At 57.8% G+C, this 18,805-nt stretch carries 23 protein-coding genes; 13 read left to right on the top strand and 10 right to left on the bottom strand.

Going from position 1 to position 18,805, the window contains the following annotated elements:
- The first annotated feature begins 44 nt into the window (after positions 1 to 44).
- Positions 45 to 623 (top strand): thymidine kinase, encoded by a 579-nt coding sequence (locus ABLN94_RS03585; protein WP_352989242.1) that lies wholly within the window; start codon positions 45 to 47, stop codon positions 621 to 623.
- 37 nt (positions 624 to 660) lie between these two features.
- Here ABLN94_RS03585 and ABLN94_RS03580 read toward each other — a convergent pair whose 3' ends face one another.
- The 4 genes from ABLN94_RS03580 to ABLN94_RS03565 form a co-directional block, all read right to left on the bottom strand.
- Positions 661 to 999 carry a tRNA-binding protein gene (locus ABLN94_RS03580; protein WP_352989239.1) on the bottom strand — a complete coding sequence of 113 codons (339 nt, stop codon included), beginning with the start codon at positions 997 to 999 and terminating at the stop codon, positions 661 to 663.
- Positions 992 to 1,807 (bottom strand): pyrroline-5-carboxylate reductase, encoded by an 816-nt coding sequence (gene proC, locus ABLN94_RS03575; protein ID WP_352989236.1) that lies wholly within the window; start codon positions 1,805 to 1,807, stop codon positions 992 to 994. The genes ABLN94_RS03580 and proC overlap by 8 nt, the downstream gene beginning before the upstream one ends.
- Positions 1,808 to 1,843: 36 nt before the next feature.
- Entirely contained in the window at positions 1,844 to 2,344 is a 501-nt protein-coding gene (locus ABLN94_RS03570; RefSeq protein ID WP_170490324.1) for a YbjN domain-containing protein, read from the bottom strand.
- Positions 2,345 to 2,679: 335 nt separating this feature from the next.
- Positions 2,680 to 2,928, bottom strand: coding sequence for an accessory factor UbiK family protein (locus tag ABLN94_RS03565; protein WP_050604795.1), 249 nt, complete (start codon positions 2,926 to 2,928; stop codon positions 2,680 to 2,682).
- Positions 2,929 to 3,025: 97 nt separating this feature from the next.
- Here ABLN94_RS03565 and lgt point away from each other — a divergent pair, with 97 nt between their 5' ends.
- The 5 genes from lgt (at position 3,026) to ABLN94_RS03540 (ending at position 7,244) form a co-directional block, all read left to right on the top strand.
- Positions 3,026 to 3,913 (top strand): prolipoprotein diacylglyceryl transferase, encoded by an 888-nt coding sequence (gene lgt / locus ABLN94_RS03560; RefSeq protein WP_352989232.1) that lies wholly within the window; start codon positions 3,026 to 3,028, stop codon positions 3,911 to 3,913.
- Positions 3,910 to 4,977, top strand: a complete 1,068-nt coding sequence (locus ABLN94_RS03555) for a class I SAM-dependent methyltransferase (protein WP_352989230.1) — start codon at positions 3,910 to 3,912, stop codon at positions 4,975 to 4,977. Before lgt ends, ABLN94_RS03555 begins: the two co-directional genes overlap by 4 nt.
- Positions 4,974 to 5,732 (top strand): peptidoglycan editing factor PgeF, encoded by a 759-nt coding sequence (gene pgeF / locus ABLN94_RS03550; protein WP_352989227.1) that lies wholly within the window; start codon positions 4,974 to 4,976, stop codon positions 5,730 to 5,732. Before ABLN94_RS03555 ends, pgeF begins: the two co-directional genes overlap by 4 nt.
- Positions 5,733 to 6,001: 269 nt before the next feature.
- Positions 6,002 to 6,130: a hypothetical protein gene (locus ABLN94_RS03545; protein WP_352989225.1), complete on the top strand. Its 129-nt coding sequence runs from the start codon at positions 6,002 to 6,004 to the stop codon at positions 6,128 to 6,130.
- Between the two features lie 331 nt (positions 6,131 to 6,461).
- Positions 6,462 to 7,244: a Hint domain-containing protein gene (locus ABLN94_RS03540; RefSeq protein ID WP_352989222.1), complete on the top strand. Its 783-nt coding sequence runs from the start codon at positions 6,462 to 6,464 to the stop codon at positions 7,242 to 7,244.
- Between the two features lie 116 nt (positions 7,245 to 7,360).
- Here the strand turns inward: ABLN94_RS03540 and ABLN94_RS03535 are convergent, their stop codons facing one another.
- The gene (locus tag ABLN94_RS03535) at positions 7,361 to 7,861 is read right to left on the bottom strand and encodes an Lrp/AsnC family transcriptional regulator (RefSeq protein ID WP_170490337.1); all 501 of its coding nucleotides are present in this window, start codon (positions 7,859 to 7,861) and stop codon (positions 7,361 to 7,363) included.
- 225 nt (positions 7,862 to 8,086) lie between these two features.
- Here ABLN94_RS03535 and trxB point away from each other — a divergent pair, with 225 nt between their 5' ends.
- The 4 genes from trxB to ABLN94_RS03515 all read left to right on the top strand — a co-directional run bounded on the left by trxB (position 8,087) and on the right by ABLN94_RS03515 (position 13,167).
- The gene (gene trxB, locus ABLN94_RS03530; RefSeq protein WP_170490340.1) at positions 8,087 to 9,028 is read left to right on the top strand and encodes a thioredoxin-disulfide reductase; all 942 of its coding nucleotides are present in this window, start codon (positions 8,087 to 8,089) and stop codon (positions 9,026 to 9,028) included.
- Positions 9,029 to 9,031: 3 nt separating this feature from the next.
- Positions 9,032 to 9,490 (top strand): RES family NAD+ phosphorylase, encoded by a 459-nt coding sequence (locus tag ABLN94_RS03525; RefSeq protein ID WP_352989219.1) that lies wholly within the window; start codon positions 9,032 to 9,034, stop codon positions 9,488 to 9,490.
- A gap of 70 nt (positions 9,491 to 9,560) precedes the next feature.
- Positions 9,561 to 11,231, top strand: a complete 1,671-nt coding sequence (locus ABLN94_RS03520) for an adenylate/guanylate cyclase domain-containing protein (RefSeq protein ID WP_352989216.1) — start codon at positions 9,561 to 9,563, stop codon at positions 11,229 to 11,231.
- 217 nt (positions 11,232 to 11,448) lie between these two features.
- Positions 11,449 to 13,167, top strand: coding sequence for a bifunctional sulfate adenylyltransferase/adenylylsulfate kinase (locus ABLN94_RS03515; RefSeq protein WP_352989213.1), 1,719 nt, complete (start codon positions 11,449 to 11,451; stop codon positions 13,165 to 13,167).
- Positions 13,168 to 13,282: 115 nt separating this feature from the next.
- On the opposite strand, the gene ABLN94_RS03510 is transcribed toward ABLN94_RS03515, so the two are convergent.
- From ABLN94_RS03510 to ABLN94_RS03495, 4 genes are all read right to left on the bottom strand, one after another.
- On the bottom strand, positions 13,283 to 13,570 hold the full coding sequence (locus ABLN94_RS03510) for a hypothetical protein (protein WP_352989210.1): 288 nt from the start codon (positions 13,568 to 13,570) through the stop codon (positions 13,283 to 13,285).
- Positions 13,571 to 13,611: 41 nt separating this feature from the next.
- A complete protein-coding gene (locus ABLN94_RS03505; RefSeq protein ID WP_352989208.1) occupies positions 13,612 to 14,496 on the bottom strand; it encodes a PhzF family phenazine biosynthesis protein in 885 nt (294 codons plus the stop codon).
- Positions 14,497 to 14,591: 95 nt separating this feature from the next.
- Entirely contained in the window at positions 14,592 to 14,816 is a 225-nt protein-coding gene (locus ABLN94_RS03500) for a DUF1150 family protein (RefSeq protein WP_170325930.1), read from the bottom strand.
- A gap of 5 nt (positions 14,817 to 14,821) precedes the next feature.
- The gene (locus tag ABLN94_RS03495; protein ID WP_170495857.1) at positions 14,822 to 15,235 is read right to left on the bottom strand and encodes an Hsp20 family protein; all 414 of its coding nucleotides are present in this window, start codon (positions 15,233 to 15,235) and stop codon (positions 14,822 to 14,824) included.
- A 164-nt stretch (positions 15,236 to 15,399) separates the two neighbouring features.
- Between ABLN94_RS03495 and ABLN94_RS03490 the strand changes: the two genes are divergently transcribed.
- On the top strand, positions 15,400 to 15,624 hold the full coding sequence (locus ABLN94_RS03490; RefSeq protein ID WP_170325931.1) for a YdcH family protein: 225 nt from the start codon (positions 15,400 to 15,402) through the stop codon (positions 15,622 to 15,624).
- An 86-nt stretch (positions 15,625 to 15,710) separates the two neighbouring features.
- Here ABLN94_RS03490 and ABLN94_RS03485 read toward each other — a convergent pair whose 3' ends face one another.
- Positions 15,711 to 17,096 (bottom strand): FAD-binding oxidoreductase, encoded by a 1,386-nt coding sequence (locus ABLN94_RS03485; protein WP_352989205.1) that lies wholly within the window; start codon positions 17,094 to 17,096, stop codon positions 15,711 to 15,713.
- Between the two features lie 159 nt (positions 17,097 to 17,255).
- Between ABLN94_RS03485 and purE the strand changes: the two genes are divergently transcribed.
- Positions 17,256 to 17,744: a 5-(carboxyamino)imidazole ribonucleotide mutase gene (purE, locus tag ABLN94_RS03480; protein WP_352989202.1), complete on the top strand. Its 489-nt coding sequence runs from the start codon at positions 17,256 to 17,258 to the stop codon at positions 17,742 to 17,744.
- On the top strand, positions 17,737 to 18,804 hold the full coding sequence (locus tag ABLN94_RS03475) for a 5-(carboxyamino)imidazole ribonucleotide synthase (protein ID WP_352989199.1): 1,068 nt from the start codon (positions 17,737 to 17,739) through the stop codon (positions 18,802 to 18,804). The genes purE and ABLN94_RS03475 overlap by 8 nt, the downstream gene beginning before the upstream one ends.
- Position 18,805: the final 1 nt, after the last annotated feature.

Genomic DNA, 18,805 nt, shown 5'->3' with positions numbered 1-18,805 from the left:
TTGGTGCCTTGCTCACACTGGTCTGGCGATTTAGACCCAGACGCATGGCCAAGCTTTACTTCAATTATTCCACCATGAACGCGGGCAAATCGACCGTGTTGCTTCAAGCCTCGCACAACTATCGCGAGCGGGGCATGGACACCTATCTGATGACCGCCGCGCTGGACGGGCGTGCCGGTGTGGGAAAGATCGCCTCACGTATCGGCATTTCCGCCGATGCAGATACCTTTGCGACCGAAGACGATGTATTCGCGATGATCGAAGCACGGCTGAGGCAGGGCAAAATCGCCTGTGTATTCGTGGATGAGGCGCAGTTCTTGACCGAAGAACAAGTCTGGCAACTGGCCCGTGCTGTGGATGACCTGAAGGTACCTGTATTGGCTTATGGCCTGCGTGTCGACTTTCAGGGGAGGCTGTTTCCAGGTTCTGCGGCCCTGTTGGCGCTGGCCGATGAAATGCGCGAAGTGCGCACGATCTGCAAATGCGGGCGCAAGGCGACGATGGTGATTCGACAGGACGAGAACGGCAACACGATCACCGAAGGCGCGCAGGTGCAGATCGGCGGGAATGAAACTTACATCTCACTCTGCCGCAAGCACTGGCGCGAGGCGGTTGGCGGCTAGATCAGGTTCGGCAGAGGACGGGTAATCAGCAGTTTCTTCAGTGCATCCGACCACCGATGGGAACTTCACCATCGGGTCCGATCAAGACAACCTCGCCATTCTCATCTGGCAAGCCCAGAACCAGAACCTCGGACATGAACCGGCCGATCTGACGTGGAGGGAAGTTTACCACGGCCATCACCTGCTTCCCCACCAGCTTTGCCGGATCGTAGTGCGCAGTAACTTGGGCCGAGGTTTTCCGCTCGCCAATCTCATCGCCAAAGTCGATCCACATTTTGATCGCCGGTTTGCGAGCCTCAGGGTAAGGCTCGGCGCGGATCACCTCACCCACGCGGATATCGACCTTGAGGAAGTCTTCGAATGTAATCTCACTCACGAGATAGCTCCTTGGATCGGTCGGTTGCGGCTTTGACAGCGCGGTGCAGCAGGTCGGGGAAGCCCTCCTCCTCGTGCATCAGCACCTCTAACGCGGCTTGGGTGGTGCCATTGGGCGAGGTCACGTTGATGCGCAGCTGCGACGGGTCTTCCTCGGCGGCCATCGCCAATGCCCCAGCCCCAGCCACCGTGGATTTGGCCAGCTTCATCGCCAGCTCGTGCGATAGGCCCTGCGCCTGGCCGGCGGCAGCCAGCGTCTCAATCAAATGGAACACATAGGCGGGGCCCGAGCCGCTAAGACCGGTGACCGCGTCCATTTGCTCCTCATCCTCTAGGCGGACGGTCTCACCAATTGCGGACAACAGGTTTTCTGCCAGAGCAACATCTGCGTCCGTGGCATTTGCGTTGCCGATCAGTGCCGTTATCCCCTGCCGGATCGCGGCTGGTGTGTTCGGCATGGCCCGCACAATGGGAGTACCCTCTCCCAATACAGATTCAAATGTAGCAATCGAGGTACCCGCTGCGACCGAGACAAACAGGCTTCCGCCACCGCCAAGCGCTTTGATTTCGGGCAGCGCATCGCCCATCATCTGAGGCTTGACGGCCACCAGCACAACTGCGGGTGCTTCGGGCAATGGTGTATTGATATTGACGCCCTGCGCCTTCAACCAGTCCGAGGGGTGCGGATCAATCACCCAGACGGAGGAAGCAGGAAGGCCATGCTCCAACCATCCGGCGAGCATGGCCGATCCCATCTTACCGCATCCCAGAAGCACCAGCCCCTGCTCGGCGACGCGTGACATGTCCATGATTGCCCCTCCCCTTATTCGGCTTGGGGCAAAGCTTTACGCGCGGCCGTAGGCCTCTGCAATGGCGACTTGCATTGCTTCTTCGGGGGTGCGGTTGCCCCAAGTGACCAGTTGGATCGCCGGGTAGTAGCGCTCGGCGCTCAGCACGGCAGCGGTGATCATCGTGTCGATCTGTTCCGGGCTGGCCATCTGACCACCGGCCAGAACCAGGCCATAACGATACACCATCAGTTTTTGGTTGGCCCAATAGGTAAACGCACCGGCCCAGCACTGATCGTTCATCTTGTTCAGCAACTCATACAGCTCGGTCTCACGGTCCGATGGAGGTTCCATCTCGAACGAGCACACCATTCGGAGTGTTTCGTCATAGTTTGACCAGGCTAAAGTGATCGAGTATGTGCGCCACTGCCCTTCGACAGCCATAGCAATCTGATCATCGCCGATCCGGTCAAAGTCCCAATCGTGATGTTCGGCAAGATGTTCAACAATATCGATCGGATGAAGGTCTTCTTCGAGAAACTGCTCGGAAAGGGCCATAATGCCACCTCACTAATCTCTAGCATTTCGGGGCTGGCAGCGCCCCAGCGCTAGTTGCCTGCTCTACAAGCCGGGCTTCCCCCTTAGGCCTGTACTAAATATGGTGCGATGCGAGATGGGTTCTGGCAACCCTATTTATTGGGGATAACAGCAATAAGTTGTGGACAGAAGGCAACGGCGATCAAAATATTGGCACCGTAGGCAGCTTTGTCTTGATTAATCCCTGCGAGGCGTCAAAATGCACAACACCGCACAACCCAAGGCTGGATTGCGCGGCATAAGTGTTTGTTTCCAAATTTTGACGCCAAAACCAAACGCGAAAAAGCGCGTTGGCTTTACTTGTCCAGCTTTGCCTCAAGCGCGGCGATGCGCGCTTCGAGCGCGGCGTTTTCCTCGCGCGCCTTTTGAGCCATCGCGCGGACGGCGTCGAATTCTTCGCGTGTCACGAAATCGCGGTCGGCCAGCCAGCGGTCGATCATCGACTTCATTGCGTTCTCCGCTTCTTCCCGCGCGCCCTGTGCCACGCCCATGGCGTTGGTCATCAGCTGGGATACGTCGTCGAGAATCTTGTTGCGGGTTTGCATGGCTTTACTCCGAAATCGCGGTTGGTCTCTATATGGGGAAAGAATAGCGTGAGCTCAAGGTTGACTTGCCCTGCAAACCCCGGGCAATGAGACGCACATGCAGGCTGTTGTGAATTTCCCCGATCTATCGCCCGAATTGTTCTCGATCTCATTGTTTGGGATGGAACTTGCGCTGCGGTGGTACGCACTGGCTTATATCGCCGGCATCTTGATTGCATGGCGGATGGGGGTGATGGCGCTGCGGCGTCCTGCCTTGTGGCCCAACACGACACCGCCAATGAAGCCTGAACAGCTTGAAGACCTGATCACCTGGATCATCCTCGGCGTGATTCTGGGTGGAAGACTTGGCTTCGTGCTGTTTTATCAGCCCGCCTACTACCTCTCGAACCCGATGGAAATCCTGAAGGTCTGGCAGGGCGGCATGGCGTTCCACGGCGGGCTGTTGGGAGTTGTGATCGCCTCTTTTCTTTACGCGCGGCGTCATCAGATACCTGTTCTTTCCATGGCCGACCTGATCGCTCACACAGTGCCGCCGGGGCTATTGCTGGGGCGACTGGCCAATTTCATCAATGCCGAGTTGTGGGGTCGACCCAGCGAATTGCCATGGGCTGTGATCTTTCCCGGCGGTGCGGCGCAGGATTGCCCCGGTGTAGTGGCCGGGATGTGCGCGCGGCACCCATCGCAGCTATATGAGGCCGCGTTAGAGGGCCTTTTCCTGGGTGCCCTTCTGCTGTGGCTCGCTTATCGGCGCGGCGCGTTTCACAAGCCCGGTCTGATCATGGGCGTGTTCCTGGCGGGCTACGGTGGTTCTCGGTTCGTTGTTGAATTCTTCCGGCAACCGGATGCGCAATTCATCTCCCCTGACAACCCGCTGGGGCTGGCCTGGCATGTGGGTGGTTATGGTCTAACCATGGGCCAATTGCTGTCGCTGCCAATGATCGCTCTTGGCTTATGGTTCGCCTTGCGTGCAAGATCGTTAGCATGAGTCTGCAGGATCATCTGTTGGCGCGGATCGCGCAGGACGGCCCGATGAGCGTGGCCGACTTCATGACAGATTGCCTGCTGCATCCAACGCATGGATACTACACCACCCGCGACCCCCTGGGCACGCAGGGGGATTTCATCACCGCCCCGGAGATCAGCCAGATGTTCGGAGAGTTGATCGGCCTGTCTCTGGCGCAAAGCTGGTTGGATCAAGGGCATCCCCCCAACTTCGTACTGGCCGAACTCGGGCCCGGCCGTGGAACATTGATGGCGGATATACTGCGCGCCACGTCCCGTGTACCGGGGTTTCACGTTGCCGCCGAGATCGTGCTGCTCGAAGTTTCACCCACTCTTCGAAGCATACAGGCGCAGACATTGAAGGGGTATGATCCACGCTGGATCGACTCGGTTGCGGATCTGCCCGAAGCTCCGCTGTTTCTGATCGCAAACGAATTCTTCGACGCCCTGCCTATCCGTCAGTTCCAGCGTACCGGCAACGGATGGCGAGAGCGGCTGATCGGCGCAGCAGGCAACGCGTTGATTTGGGGGCTGGGCCCTCTGGCCGAACAGGTGGCGCTGAAGGATCGGCTGGACGACACCAAGGACGGCGACGTTGTCGAGCTTTGTGCAGCGGCGATCCCCATCATCACCGTGATCGCGGGACGAATCGCCACGCATGGTGGTGCCGGTGTGATTGTGGATTACGGCGATTGGCATTCGCAGGGGGATACATTTCAGGCGTTGCGTGCGCATGAACGCGCGGACCCTCTGGCCGTGCCCGGTCAGGCCGACCTGACGGCGCATGTGGACTTCGAACCGCTGGCGTTGGCGACCCGCGCCGCCGGATGCGCCCATTCGCGCCTCACGCCACAAGGCGTGTTCCTTGAGCGGCTGGGGATCACCACCCGCGCGCAGACTCTGTCAGCACAACTTGACGGATCAAAACGGGATGACCTGATTGCAGCACATCGCCGGTTGACGCACCCTGAGGAAATGGGAAACCTGTTCAAAGTGCTGGGCCTCTACCCTTCCCCTTCCTCACCCCCACCGGGACTGGAGCCATGACCTTGGAAATTCTGACCTCAGATTTGCTGGATCCACTGCGCCACGGTTTCTTCAGCCGCCGCGGTGGTGCTTCTTCGGGCATCTTTGCTGGCCTCAATTGCGGCTACGGTTCCTCCGATCAGACCGAAGTTGTCGCGATCAATCGCAAACGTGTGGCTGACGCGATGGAGGTCGAACCCGAAGCGATGATCGGCATCCATCAGATCCACTCGCCTACTGTTCTTACCGTGGATGCCCCTATAAATGGCGACAAACCCAAAGCTGATGCCGTGGTTACGGCAACACCTGGGCTGGCCCTGACGATCCTAACAGCCGACTGCCAGCCGGTCCTGTTCGCAGATACTAACGCGAACGTGATCGGGGCCGCGCATGCCGGTTGGCGTGGCGCTTTGGACGGTGTGCTTGAGGCTACGCTGGATGCGATGGAAAACTTGGGCGCAAAGCGGGAAAACACCATGGCTGTGATCGGCCCTTCGATCTCGCAGTCAGCCTACGAAGTGGGGCCGGATTTTCTAGATGAATTCATTGCAGATTCTCCTGAAAACCTTCAATTCTTTGCAAATGGGCAGGGTGACAGGCTGCAGTTCGACCTGCCGGGTTTTGGCTTGCACAGGTTGCGCCAAGCAGGTGTCGGCCAAGCCGAATGGACTCGTCATTGCACCTACTCCGACCCCGAAAGATTCTACTCTTATCGACGGTCGACCCACGCCAAAGAAGCTGATTATGGCCGCCTGATTTCCGCCATAAAACTTTAAGGTCAAGCCTGAAATATGGCAGTTTCGCCGCTTTTTCGCCACAATTTTGGTGTCTTCTGAATCCTGACAATTTGGCAATTATTGTCCGCTCTCAGGTGTTTATCGTCCGATTCTCCACTAGGGCGCGACAACACAACCCGAGAGGATTCGCAAACCTTCATGTGTCCCGAATTCATCCCGGATCAGCCTTATCGCCGCCGCAATGGTACGGCACGTTGGGATCCGAGAGACAAAGGGGACGAAAGTCTCCACAGCGAGCAGGAAAAAACATGAAGATGAAATCACGCTTTCTTAGCGCCGTGATCGCGGCCACTGGAAAGCAACAGCTGGAAATGCCGTGGAAACGGGTCTCTAGCCAATCGGTCAGAGTCGTGCGCCGTCTGGCGACACAACGCTGATCCGCAACACCCTTGGAACCAAGCTGCCGGATCCAGGGGACAAGACGCGCAACGGAGGGGTGCTCCGATCCGCTGCGCGACCTGCCGCCGGATTTGTGCGCGGACCAGGTTCGGAGCGTGTATCGCCGGCAATTTCGCCTGCGTTTGTATGAGTTTGTCTGGGGGGTCAAGGTGCTGACCAAAAACGTAAAGAAAACAAATAGGACAAGCGCATCGCGCGTTTGTCGTCTTGCGGTCACTATTTCCATTCCGGGCAATAATAAAACCGATCAGGCGGGCCTGCACGGGGGTTCAGCTTGCCTGAGCGGACTTTAGAGGGGACGGAATAGTCATGACCATTCCACATTCTTTATCGCGCGCTGCCAGGAATGCCATTGAAACCTCGGCGATGTTGAGGGACGCGCCAAGACCTACAACAACGCCGAAGGCACAGTTACGACGGTATGAAGTCAGCACGCTGATGAAAAACGGAGACGTCGCGCAGACGCGTCACATTGCGCCCGCGCTGCCAATGTTCGAGGACGCGTTCTGCGCATTCACTCGGGGATCTTTGGTTGAAACGGAATTCGGACCAACGGCGATAGAAGACTTGCTGCCCGGCGACACCGTTCAAACACATAACGGTGCCTCGGAAACAGTGCTGTGGAAAGGGTCTGTCACCCTGGTTCCCGGTCGTGAAGATTCGCGAGGCCGCACGAGGCCGCTGACCCGGATCATGGCCGATACATTCGGGATGCAAAAACCTATGTCGGGCGTTATCGCCGGCCCGTCCGCGCGCCTTCTGGGTACGCCTGCACATCTCAGGCACCTACATGGAGGCGGGCCTGTCCTGACCCCGGTACACGAATTTCAAGATGGCACAAGCGTCATCGAAACTCTGCCGCCAACTCCGATCGAGCTGTTTCACATCTGTCTGAGGCAACATTCGGTCATCAAAGTGGATGGTTTGCAGTTTGAAACCTATCATCCGGGCATCAACGCAATACGCGCAGTCAGCAAATCACTGAAATCAATCTATATGAACCTGTTTGCGCATGTTGACACACTCAACGATTTCGGACCGCTGGCCATGCCGCGCGCCGGAGACGGAGAGGTGGATGCAATAACCGCTTAAAACGTAACAAGTTCTGCAATGTGGGGGCATCATGCAGTTGATTCTAAGTTGGATTCTTTCACTTACGGTGGCAGCGCTTCTGCCACCGGCAAAACCTCAAGCAAAAAGAATGATGTTCACGCCGTCCGGCTCATTCGTTCTTCCAGAACATCGAAAGGAACGCCGGGCTCGTCTTTTGCGCCGCGGATAACAAGCGAGGTTTTGACACTGGCCACGTTCGGCGTGGTTAGCAGCTCTCCTGTCAGGAACTGCTGAAAGCTGCTCAGATCCGGAGCCACGCATTTCAGGATAAAGTCTACCTCGCCATTCAGCATATGGCATTCCCGGACCAGAGGCCATTCGCGGCAGCGTTCCTCGAAAGCGCTCAGCTCGGATTCGGCCTGGCTTTCCAGACCGACCATGGCAAAGACCTGAACTTCAAACCCCAGCTCGCGCGAGTTTACGTCGGCATGATAGCCACGGATCAGGCCCGATTCTTCCAGCGTTCGCACACGCCGCAGGCAAGGCGGGGCCGAAATACCTACACGCTTTGCCAACTCGACGTTGGTCATACGACCGTCTGCCTGCAATTCCGCCAGAATCTTGCGGTCAATTTCGTCCAGCCGTATCGCGACCATCAAATACTCCTGATTTTTCGGTTGTTATATCAGCACCCAAAGGATGCGCAATAATCTTTCGCGTATGCGCAATATTGTTTGTTTTCAATGTTCTTTTTTGATCGCCATTCCTCGGGCGCATAACGGGTGCCAAACAGGAAGGGGCTTTAAGCGCGGCACAGGGGTCGCTATATCCATTCGCCAAGGGCTGCACGCCCATATCAGGCAGATCGAGTTGGGGGTACCATGGCCGAAACACGTCACACTAAGGTTCTGATCATCGGGTCGGGACCGGCCGGTTATACTGCGGGCGTCTACGCAAGCCGCGCGATGCTGGAACCGATCCTGGTTCAGGGCATCGAACCCGGCGGTCAGCTGACCACCACCACAGATGTCGAGAATTACCCCGGCTTTACCGAAGTTCAGGGTCCTGATTTGATGGTCAAGATGCAGGATCATGCGCAAGCGATGGGGTGCGAGGTCATCGGCGACATCATAAGTGATCTGGACGTCAGCAAACGTCCCTTCACCGCTAAGGGTGACAATGGCACAACCTACACCGCCGATGCGGTCATCTTGGCCACGGGTGCCCGCGCAAAATGGCTGGGACTGCCGTCGGAAGAGAAGTTCAAGGGCTTTGGTGTGTCTGCTTGTGCCACCTGTGACGGCTTCTTCTATCGCGGGCAGGAGATCGTCGTGATTGGTGGCGGCAACACCGCCGTCGAAGAAGCGCTATTTTTGACCAACTTCGCCAGCAAAGTCACTCTGATCCACCGCCGTGATGAACTGCGGGCTGAAAAGATCCTGCAGGACCGTCTGCTGAAGCACGAAAAGATCGAACCGATGTGGTTCCATGAGCTGGAAGAAGTTGTCGGCACAGATGCGCCTCTGGGCGTCGAAGGCGTCCGCGTCAAGAATGTTAAAACCGGCGAGATCACCGAAATCCCTTGTAAGGGTGTTTTCGTGGCAATCGGACATGCGCCAGCCAACGAGTTGGTCAAGGATTCGCTGGAGACCCATATGGGCGGTTACGTTGTGACCAAACCGGGTTCGACCGAGACCTCGGTGCCCGGAGTGTTCGCCGCAGGCGACCTGACCGACCACATCTATCGCCAAGCGGTCACCAGTGCCGGCATGGGATGCATGGCCGCGCTGGACGCTGAACGATTTTTAGCGGAGAACGAGTAACCGATGCTGAATTTCTCCGGCCCGGTCTGGAGAATTCTTTACCTTTCGCAAATCGACGCCCCTCTGGCCCCCGCAAGGGCGCCTGAGGGGCGTTTTCATCATTCGGGACAGGCTGCGCTTTACTGCTCGCTCAGCGCCGAGGGTGCTGGGGTCGCCATCAGGCGTTATGTCTCTGCGAATGATCCTTCGCGTGTGTTGCAACAGGCTCAGATTTCAAACGCGAGGCTGGTCGACCTGCGCGGTCAACCTGACGCATCGATTGTCTGGCAGGATGTTCGCGAAAAACAGGGCGTTTCACCGACCTGGAACTTTTCCGACGGCGCTCGAGATATCGGGGCTGACGGTCTAATGTACAGTTCACGGACGCGCCCAGAACTCAGCCACATTGTTCTTTTCGAATTCACTCCCGCCCTGATCCGCGTGGACACTCTGGCCATCCCGTGGACACCACCCTACGTATAGCCATAGCTTGACCCGTTCGCGCTGCCGTACCAGACTCAGGGAACAAGCAAAGCGAATGCAGGTGGCTTGATTGAAAAGCGTGTTATGGCAAGGCGGGTGGGCAACCCGGCTGAGGATCAGCAGCGGCCTGGTCCTGTTCGCATTTGCCTTCTTTCACTTCATCAATATCGGACTGGGCCTGTTCCATACCGAATACTTGCATGCCATGCAGGATGGCCGCCATTTTGTCACTCGGCATGATCTTGGCAGTGTAATTCTGTATACGGCGCTGTTCGTTCACGCCGGGCTGGCCCTCTATTCCATCAGCCAGCGCCGGACCATGCGCATGCCGTTCAGCACGGCATTACAGGTGGGACTGGGCCTGCTGATCCCATTGCAACTGATCTCGCACATCGTGCACACGCGCTATGCTCACGAGATCTATGACGTTAATGACGAGATGGGCTATATCATCGCCCTGATGTGGCCCAGTTCGGCAATCTGGACGCAGAGCCTCCTGTTGCTGGTGGTCTGGGTTCACAGTTGCATCGGTCTGCACATGTGGCTGCGGCTGACCCGCTGGTGGCCCAGATTAGTGCCCTATCTGATCGGTGCGGCAGTGTTTGTACCCTCGTTTGCCCTAGCCGGGTTGCTGACCGAGGGGCGGCGCATCTGGGCAGATTTCGCTGATCCTTTTTTGCGCGACCAATACATCGAACACTATAACTGGCCGTCACCCGAAGCGTTTCAGACCATGTTCAGCGTCAAAAACAATGCTCTGGCGGCCTTTGGGGTGGCTTTGGGAGTTTCTCTGACTGTCTATTTTATCCGCAAGCTATGGCGACGCCGGCATTCGGTCAGAGTGAAGTATGTCGATGGCCCCGAGGTTGTAGCTGAAAAAGGCATGACTCTGCTCGAGATTTCACAAGCCAATGGCATTCCACATACCTCCCTTTGCGGAGGCAAGGGGCGCTGCACCACTTGCCGCGTGATCGTCGAGAACGGCGGCGACAACCTGCCCGCCCCCAGCGAGGTCGAAGCCCGCAGCCTCGCCGCGGTCAGCGCACCCGAAGGCGCACGGCTGGCCTGTCAGATTCGCCCAACCGAACCGTTGACCGCGTTTCGCATGTTCCGTCCGGATGGCGGGCGCAGCCGGGCGCATGCCAGTCAGGGGCAAGAGCGCAAACTGGCGGTTCTGTTTCTGGACATGCGCGGCTTCACATCACGAACCACTGGCCAATTGCCATATGACATTGTGTTCCTTTTGAACCGATTCTTTGATGCGATTGTCCCGGCGATCACGGCGGATGGCGGTGTCGTCGACAAATACATGGGCGACGGTCTCTTGGCCGTGTTCGAAACTTCCAATGCCGAAAGCTCCGCCCGGGCCGCTTTGCGGGCCGCCGCCGATGTCAGCCGCGCATTAGACCGTTTTAACCAGCAGCTTGAGGCCGAAGGCAGTCCACGGATTCGTATCGGGATGGGTCTTCACTTAGGTGATCTAGTACTCGGCGAAATTGGCGCCGCAGGCAATGCCGCTCGCACGATTATCGGCGACGCCGTCAACGTGGCAAGCCGTTTAGAAGGTGAGACCAAGGCGCTGGGAGTCGAACTATTGGTTTCGGCAGAACTGCTGCGCGCCGCGGGCCACGACAGTGATCTGATCAAAATGCGTTCCTTTACCCTGCGGGGCGTGAGCCAGCCCATCTTGGCCCTTCCGTTGGCGGATGCCGCTGAACTTGCCATTCACAGGGCGGCTTAAGAACACACGCGCAAAATCCAGCCGTTTGTCGCGCATCAGCGGGAACATGATCGCGAAACGGCACGCGTATTGGAAAATCCTTCCAATCCGCGCAAAAACCGCGCATATCGTCCTTTGTTTTGTGAATGTATATGGACTTCGGCAAGCAGCCGGGGCAAATGCGCCCTCGAACACCCCTGAATCACCGGTAAAACCGCACTTCGATAAGAGTATTCCCATGACGATGTTAAGTAATCTGGCACCGATCACCGAGCTGTACGTTTCGTACGAGTCGGCGCAAAAATTGAAAGTGGAAGCCGCCGATCTGACCAGCTGGGACCTGAGCCCGCGGCAGATTTGCGATCTGGAACTGCTGATGAACGGCGGTTTCAATCCGCTGAAAGGCTTCCTGAGCGAAGCGGACTACAACAACGTCGTCGAAAACATGCGTCTGGCCGATGGCACCCTGTGGCCGATGCCGATCACGCTGGATGTCAATGAAGAGTTCGCCGACCAGATCGAGCTGGGTCAAGATATCGCGCTACGCGACCAGGAAGGTGTCATTCTGGGCACCATGACTGTGACCGATCGCTGGACTCCGAACAAGGCGCGCGAGGCCGAGAAGGTGTTCGGTGCCGACGATGACGCGCACCCCGCTGTAAACTACCTGCATAACGTTGCGGGCAAAGTATATTTGGGCGGTCCAGTGACTGGGATCCAACAGCCCGTCCATTATGACTTCCGCGGTCGTCGCGACACGCCAAACGAACTGCGCGCCTATTTCCGCAAACTGGGCTGGCGCCGCATCGTCGCCTTCCAAACCCGCAACCCGCTGCACCGCGCGCACCAGGAACTGACCTTCCGCGCCGCGAAGGAGGCACAGGCCAACCTGCTGATCCATCCGGTTGTCGGAATGACCAAGCCAGGCGACGTAGATCACTTCACCCGTGTGCGTTGCTACGAGGCGGTGCTGGACAAATACCCGGCCTCGACCACCTCAATGAGCCTGCTGAACCTGGCCATGCGTATGGCTGGTCCGCGCGAGGCGGTTTGGCACGGTCTGATCCGCGCCAACCACGGCTGCACACACTTCATCGTCGGTCGCGACCACGCGGGCCCCGGTAAAAACAGCCAAGGCGAAGATTTCTACGGCCCCTATGACGCGCAGGACCTGTTCCGCCAATTCCAAGACGAAATCGGCGTCGAGATGGTCGACTTCAAACACATGGTCTATGTGCAGGAGCGTGCCCAGTACGAGCCGAATGACGAGATCGAGGACAAGGAGAACGTCACGATCCTGAACATCTCGGGCACCGAACTGCGCCGCCGTCTGGCCGAAGGTCTGGAAATTCCCGATTGGTTCAGCTTCCCCGAGGTTGTGGCGGAACTGCGTAAAACCAAGCCGCCGCGTAGCCAGCAAGGCTTTACAGTCTTCTTCACAGGCTTCTCGGGCTCGGGCAAATCCACCATCGCCAACGCGCTTATGGTCAAGCTGATGGAAATGGGCGGTCGTCCGGTGACGCTGCTGGATGGTGACATTGTTCGTAAGAACCTGTCGTCGGAACTGGGCTTCTCGAAAGAGCACCGCGACCTGAACATCCGCCGTATCGGCTATGTGGCGTCTGAGATCACCAAGAACGGCGGCATCGCCATCTGTGCTCCGATCGCGCCTTACGCCACCACTCGCCGCGCGGTGCGCGAAGAGGTCGAACAGTTCGGTGCTTTCTGTGAGGTACATGTCTCTACCTCGATCGAAGAGTGCGAACGCCGCGACCGCAAAGGCCTGTACAAGCTGGCACGCGAAGGCAAGATCAAAGAGTTCACCGGTATCTCGGACCCCTACGATGTACCGCAGAACCCTGAACTGAGTGTCGAGACCGAGAATGTTGACGTCGACAACTGCGCCCATCAGGTGCTGCTCAAGCTGGAAAGCATGGGTCTGATCGCCGCGTCCTAAGCGCTGCTGAGATTTGATAAACGGCCTCCTTTTTCGGGGGCCGTTTTTATTTGACCGCGGATGACCTCACGCGCGCCTTGATTCAGTTGCGAGGCCTGATCCAGGCTTTATCGGTTCATTTCTCGCAGCGCGCCGCCACCAGGTTCTGATCCAAGTCTGCTAGGCGATAGCACTGTCCCACTTCCGTACGCGGGGTGCGAACGGCCTGACTTTCCAAATCGCCATACTTCGCCGCCTTGTTCTGGTTGGTCTTCAGATACGGCAAGAGCGCGGCCAAGTTCTCGATCGAGGTCGGGCAAATGGTCAGATGGTCGGTGCCCACCGTCTTGCCGATCAGCCGGTCAGGGCAGCCCTGTGGCCAGATTAACTCTGACAAAGGAACCGAACCCAGCACCGGCCACATACGATACCCATAGCGCAGAATGGAGATAGCAGGCTCGGTCGTTAGGCGACTTCAGGCAGATCGACCTCACCCCGCATCAGCACATGGCCGCGGCCCGCAACCTTGACACCAGTAATCGCGTCAGCCGGCCCGACACGCGTGACGAGGGCCTGACCGGGCCGTCCCATGTCATGGCCTTGCTCGGCTACGAAACTTTCCTTGGACATTAACCCATACTTCCACAAATAGGCCGCCATTGCGCCTGTGGCCGAACCTGTGAACGGGTCTTCCGCGGGGCTGGGTGGCGCCATTAGCAGGCGCGAGAACGTATCACCCGCATCCGTTGCCCCCTCGAGCGTTACGAGGAAAGGTTCGGCCATGTCCGACCCGGAAAACCCGGCTTTTGCAGATACATTGCGCAAAGCCCCCACATTCAAAGTCGCAGCGCGCAACGCCTCGTGATCGCGCAGGACCGTGATGCAGAATGGCAAGCCAGTTGATACAAACTGCGGTGGAGAGACAATCGCATCCTCGGGAAGGCTTACAGCGGCGGCGACCAGATCGGCAGGGACAAGATCGCCAAACTTCGGCGCCACCTGCGTCATCTCGATCTCATCTTCGTTGAGGCGGATTGAGACGATCCCCGCACCCGTCTCCAGCGTCAGCGCGTCACCGTCAAACAGGCCACGTGACCGCATCGCCGCCACGGTCGCAATGTTGGGATGCCCAGCGAACGGGATTTCCTGACTGGCGAGAAAGTAGCGCACCCTTATATCCGCCACATCAGACGGCCCCGTGAAGGTGCATTCGACAAGAGAGGTTTCGCGGACATAAGCCGTACAGACCTTTTCGGACAAAACCGCCCCGCCATGAACCACTGCGCACCCGTTGCCTCCAAAGGCTCGGTCGCTGAAGGCGCCTACCCAGTCAAAGTCAAACCAGCTCATGTCAAACGCCCTCCGATATGCGACCCATCCAGGTTCGCATATCTCGCCTTTAGGGCGGCTGATGTCACGGAGAAATTCGCTCGCGGTGGGCTGTATTAGTGCACGGCCACCGGAGAAAAGTCGTGCTCGCGCGCTAAAACGAAGGCCAGCTTACGGTCGGCGACCAGCGCCAACTGCTGACCATCGGAATCGTGGACCGCATACAGCTGATCCAGATCACCGGCCTGTTCACGCACTTCCCGAGGCAGATCGGCGACGTCGACTGCTTTTACATAAACGATCCGGTCGCCTTCAGCGTTCAGTTCGATAGGTGTATTCATAGCTCTTACCCCTTCTTTATGTTGATCGTTTGCACCACGGTTTCGGGTATGGCTCGGGTCAGATCCACATGCAGCAGACCGTTTTCCATGATCGCCTCGCCTACTTCGACACCATCGGCCAGCACGAACATGCGCTGGAACTGACGCGCGGCGATGCCGCGATGCAGAAATATGCGCCCCTCACTGTCGTCGCGTTGACGGCCCCGGATCACCAACTGGCGATCCTCGATAGTGATCGACAGATCCTCTTCCGCGAAACCGGCCACGGCCAGTGTGATGCGGTACGAAAAGTCCGAGGTCTGTTCGATGTTATAGGGCGGGTATCCTTCGTTGCCAGCCTTTGCAGACCGTTCCAGAAGGCGTTCCAACTGCTCGAACCCCAAAAGATGCGGGTATGAGCCAAGAGTAAGTTTTGACACGTATTTTCGTCCTTTATTGCCAAAGCGACGTGTTTTGCGGCCCCGTTTTGGCAACCGCGTAGAATAGAATATGGGAATATGCAGAGATGTCCACAAGGTCTGGCCGGATAAACCCTGACACACTATCTTGTGTGGCAAGCACCACAACAAACACTGAGTCGCTCATGAACGCGCCCACCGATCTATCGATGAAAACAGATGAGGTTTTGCGGGTTGAACTGGAGGTTTTCCGCCGCCAGCACCGTGATCTGGACGAGGCGATCGAGGCGCTACAAGCCACCGGCACCGCCGATCAGTTGACGATCAAGCGCCTCAAAAAGCAAAAGCTGCGGCTCAAGGATATCATTCGGCTGATCGAAGACCGCCTGACACCTGATATCATCGCGTAACGCCGCTCCTGTCGACGCTAGAAGCTTAGCACTCACCCCATCAGCTCAACCAAAGAGCGATTGAGCTGACTAGACGGAATGCCAAATTAGGGCGAAATGTTTGCATTAGCGCTGAAGAAATTGGTTGGATCGTATTTCCGTTTAACTTCTTTCAACTGACTCAGGTTTTCGCCAAAAGCAATTTCTATCGCACTGTCTTCATCGGCACCTAGGTAGTTCAGATAGGTTCCACCCGTTGAAAACGGTGCCATTGCATCGTGCATCTTGCGTGCCCATGCAATCTGATTCGCATCGTCGGCCGGGTCTGTCCACAACGGCAAAATCGCGATCAGGTAGTCGTGCCCGCGCTGCGCAAAGGCGTTGTCGCCATTTGCTTTGGATTTGGCCGCACCGGCGCAGTGTTCAATCAGAATTCCGGAACCTGGTATCGTCATGCCTTCGGAATGCTCAACGATCATGTCGATCGCCTCGTCCGTCAGCGCTTTGAGGTAAGCCGACTTCCAATAGTTCCGACTGCCGGGGCCATAGGCTGCGTCCAACATGGACTGCTTGGCCGGGAAAGGCATTTCCTGCACGTCGACAACCAATGGCTCACCAATTTCAGTCAATGGCTTTATGGCTTGGTGCCCGGCGTCCTTGTCGTCGCCAATCCAACACGGCACCAACGCCGTCAGCGGTGTCCCATCCGGCCCCCAAAGCAGCGCGGCATATGCCGTGAGCTCATCCGGTGCCCGTGACATAACATCCCGGTAACCGCGAAGAACTTCGGCAGCGGCCTCTCGCGGATACGCAATCAAACCACCCAGTACCGTGGAAAGAGGATATGCCTTATAAAGAAAAGACGTCACCACTCCGAAATTGCCACTGCCACCACAAATCCCCCAATAAAGATCGGGATTGTTGTTTGCGCTGGCTGTTCTGATCGACCCATCCGCCGTGACGACTTCGGCTTCAATGACGTTGTCACAGGCCGGACCATATTTGCGCGCCAGCCAACCAAACCCACCGCCTGTCGTCAGGCCACCTATTCCGGTCTTTGAAACAATGCCCAAAGGTACGGCGAGGCCGTGCAGGTGCGTTTCCCGATCCACGTCACCCAACAAAGCCCCACCCTGAGCGCGCACGGTCTGGGCGTCCGGGTCGACATGCACCGCGCGCATATTCGACAGATCTATAACAAGCCCGTCGTCGCAGACTGCGCGCCCACCCACATTATGGCCGCCTCCTCGGATTGAAACCAAAACGTTGTTCTCAAATGCGAACCTAGCAGCTGCGGCGACGTCGCCGGTGCCCTGACACCGAAGGATGGCTCCGGGGTATTTGTCGATCAAGGCGTTCCATATGCTGCGCGCAGTGTCGTACTCTGCGTCACCAGGTAAAATTAGCGCCCCGCGAATTTGCGTTCTGAACTCTTCAATGCTGTCTTGCGGCACGGCTTTGCCGTCCCGATCTTTCAAAACTGTAGCTGTCATGGGTTCCTCCTTGGGAACTAATGCCCCAAAGAAACTATACACGAATTCGAATGTATTTTCAGCAGGTCGCCAAATGGCTGCCAAATCCGTATACTACATTGCCTCCGGGTCCGATTTGGCTATAGTGCGCGCTCTTTCGAAAGGCAGGGACGCAAGCGGATGAGCGATGTGAAAGTGGGGATCATCATGGGTAGCCAGTCGGACTGGCCCACGATGAAAGAAGCCGCAAATATTCTGGATGAGCTGGGCATCGCGTATGAAAAGCGTATCGTCTCGGCACACCGCACGCCTGATCGCTTGTGGGACTATGGCAAGACCGCCGCATCCCGCGGATTGCATGTGATTATTGCTGGGGCCGGAGGGGCCGCGCACCTGCCCGGCATGATGGCCTCGAAGACGCGGGTGCCTGTGATCGGTGTTCCAGTGCAAACGCGCGCGCTGTCTGGTGTCGACTCGCTCTATTCCATCGTGCAGATGCCCAAAGGGTTCCCTGTGGCAACAATGGCGATTGGTTCCGCTGGCGGAGCAAATGCGGGTCTGATGGCCGCTGGCATTTTGGCCCTGCAAGATAACGCATTGGCCCAGCGGCTGGACGCTTGGCGCGAGGCTTTGTCGGCCTCGATCCCCGAGGAGCCTGTCGATGAGTGACGCACTGAAGCCCGGCGCAAAGATCGGAATTCTGGGCGGCGGCCAACTGGGCCGGATGCTGTCGGTTGCCGCCTCCCGTCTGGGATTTGCAACCCACGTCTATGAACCCGGCGCCAATCCACCCGCCGGACAGGTAGCAGACCGGGTGACGACTGCGGCCTATGACGATGCGGACGCATTGAAAGCGTTTGCCGAGTCCGTCGACGTCATCACCTATGAATTCGAAAACATCCCGACCGAAGCGCTGGACATCCTTGAGTCCCATCACCCGATCCGTCCCGGCCGTGAGGCGCTGCGGGTCAGCCAGGACCGGCTGACCGAGAAGAATTTCCTGCAGGGGCTGGGCCTGCGAACCGCGCCGTTTGCGGATGTCACCGATCTGGCCAGCCTGAACGCGGCGATAGATCAGATCGGCACGCCTGCGATCCTGAAGACTCGTCGTTTTGGCTATGATGGCAAAGGGCAGGCGCGGCTACGCACGCCCGAAGATGCCGAAGCCGCTCTGGCTGATATGGCTGGCGCACCGGCAATCCTTGAAGGGTTCGTGGAGTTCACACACGAAGTCTCAATCATCGCGGCTCGTGGTGTCGACGGGCAGGTCGCCTGCTTTGATCCGGGCGAGAACGTCCACCGCGACGGCATCCTGCACACCACGACGGTCCCTGCCCGCCTTCGCCCGGCGCAGCGCACGGACGCAGTGCTGCTCGCCGCCAATATCCTGAACGCGCTGGACTATGTCGGGGTGATGGGTGTCGAGTTGTTCGTGACGCCCGGCAATCTTATCGTGAATGAAATCGCGCCACGCGTGCACAACTCGGGCCATTGGACCCAGAACGGGTGTGCGGTTGATCAGTTCGAACAGCACATCCGCGCCGTTGCCGGGTGGCCTCTGGGCGACGGGCAGCGGCATTCCGATGTGGTAATGGAGAACCTGATTGGTGCCGACATGGATCGAGTGCCGGAACTGGCAAAGGAACGTGACGTGGCCCTGCACCTCTACGGTAAGGCCGAGGTAAAGGCTGGTCGCAAGATGGGGCATTTCAACCGCATCTCGCGGTAAG

It is taken from the genome of Ruegeria sp. SCP11, from assembly GCF_040329455.1.
GTDB classification, from domain to species: domain Bacteria; phylum Pseudomonadota; class Alphaproteobacteria; order Rhodobacterales; family Rhodobacteraceae; genus Ruegeria; species Ruegeria atlantica_E.
The sequence above is the reverse complement of the archived record's forward strand: the minus strand, read 5'-3'. Positions and strand labels throughout refer to the sequence as shown.

Excerpts from the sequence above, each read along its gene's own strand:
- ABLN94_RS03505 (WP_352989208.1), bottom strand. The coding sequence starts at position 14,496 with ATGAGCTGGTTTGACTTTGACTGGGTAGGCGCCTTCAGCGACCGAGCC.
- ABLN94_RS03585 (WP_352989242.1), top strand. The coding sequence starts at position 45 with ATGGCCAAGCTTTACTTCAATTATTCCACCATGAACGCGGGCAAATCG.
- ABLN94_RS03545 (WP_352989225.1), top strand. The coding sequence starts at position 6,002 with ATGAAGATGAAATCACGCTTTCTTAGCGCCGTGATCGCGGCCACTGGA.
- ABLN94_RS03535 (WP_170490337.1), bottom strand. The coding sequence starts at position 7,861 with ATGGTCGCGATACGGCTGGACGAAATTGACCGCAAGATTCTGGCGGAA.
- ABLN94_RS03565 (WP_050604795.1), bottom strand. The coding sequence starts at position 2,928 with ATGCAAACCCGCAACAAGATTCTCGACGACGTATCCCAGCTGATGACC.
- ABLN94_RS03515 (WP_352989213.1), top strand. The coding sequence starts at position 11,449 with ATGACGATGTTAAGTAATCTGGCACCGATCACCGAGCTGTACGTTTCG.
- ABLN94_RS03570 (WP_170490324.1), bottom strand. The coding sequence starts at position 2,344 with ATGGCCCTTTCCGAGCAGTTTCTCGAAGAAGACCTTCATCCGATCGAT.
- ABLN94_RS03525 (WP_352989219.1), top strand. The coding sequence starts at position 9,032 with ATGCTGAATTTCTCCGGCCCGGTCTGGAGAATTCTTTACCTTTCGCAA.
- ABLN94_RS03555 (WP_352989230.1), top strand. The coding sequence starts at position 3,910 with ATGAGTCTGCAGGATCATCTGTTGGCGCGGATCGCGCAGGACGGCCCG.
- proC (WP_352989236.1), bottom strand. The coding sequence starts at position 1,807 with ATGGACATGTCACGCGTCGCCGAGCAGGGGCTGGTGCTTCTGGGATGC.
- ABLN94_RS03490 (WP_170325931.1), top strand. The coding sequence starts at position 15,400 with ATGAACGCGCCCACCGATCTATCGATGAAAACAGATGAGGTTTTGCGG.
- ABLN94_RS03485 (WP_352989205.1), bottom strand. The coding sequence starts at position 17,096 with ATGACAGCTACAGTTTTGAAAGATCGGGACGGCAAAGCCGTGCCGCAA.
- lgt (WP_352989232.1), top strand. The coding sequence starts at position 3,026 with ATGCAGGCTGTTGTGAATTTCCCCGATCTATCGCCCGAATTGTTCTCG.
- ABLN94_RS03475 (WP_352989199.1), top strand. The coding sequence starts at position 17,737 with ATGAGTGACGCACTGAAGCCCGGCGCAAAGATCGGAATTCTGGGCGGC.
- purE (WP_352989202.1), top strand. The coding sequence starts at position 17,256 with ATGAGCGATGTGAAAGTGGGGATCATCATGGGTAGCCAGTCGGACTGG.
- pgeF (WP_352989227.1), top strand. The coding sequence starts at position 4,974 with ATGACCTTGGAAATTCTGACCTCAGATTTGCTGGATCCACTGCGCCAC.
- trxB (WP_170490340.1), top strand. The coding sequence starts at position 8,087 with ATGGCCGAAACACGTCACACTAAGGTTCTGATCATCGGGTCGGGACCG.
- ABLN94_RS03500 (WP_170325930.1), bottom strand. The coding sequence starts at position 14,816 with ATGAATACACCTATCGAACTGAACGCTGAAGGCGACCGGATCGTTTAT.
- ABLN94_RS03540 (WP_352989222.1), top strand. The coding sequence starts at position 6,462 with ATGACCATTCCACATTCTTTATCGCGCGCTGCCAGGAATGCCATTGAA.
- ABLN94_RS03510 (WP_352989210.1), bottom strand. The coding sequence starts at position 13,570 with ATGTGGCCGGTGCTGGGTTCGGTTCCTTTGTCAGAGTTAATCTGGCCA.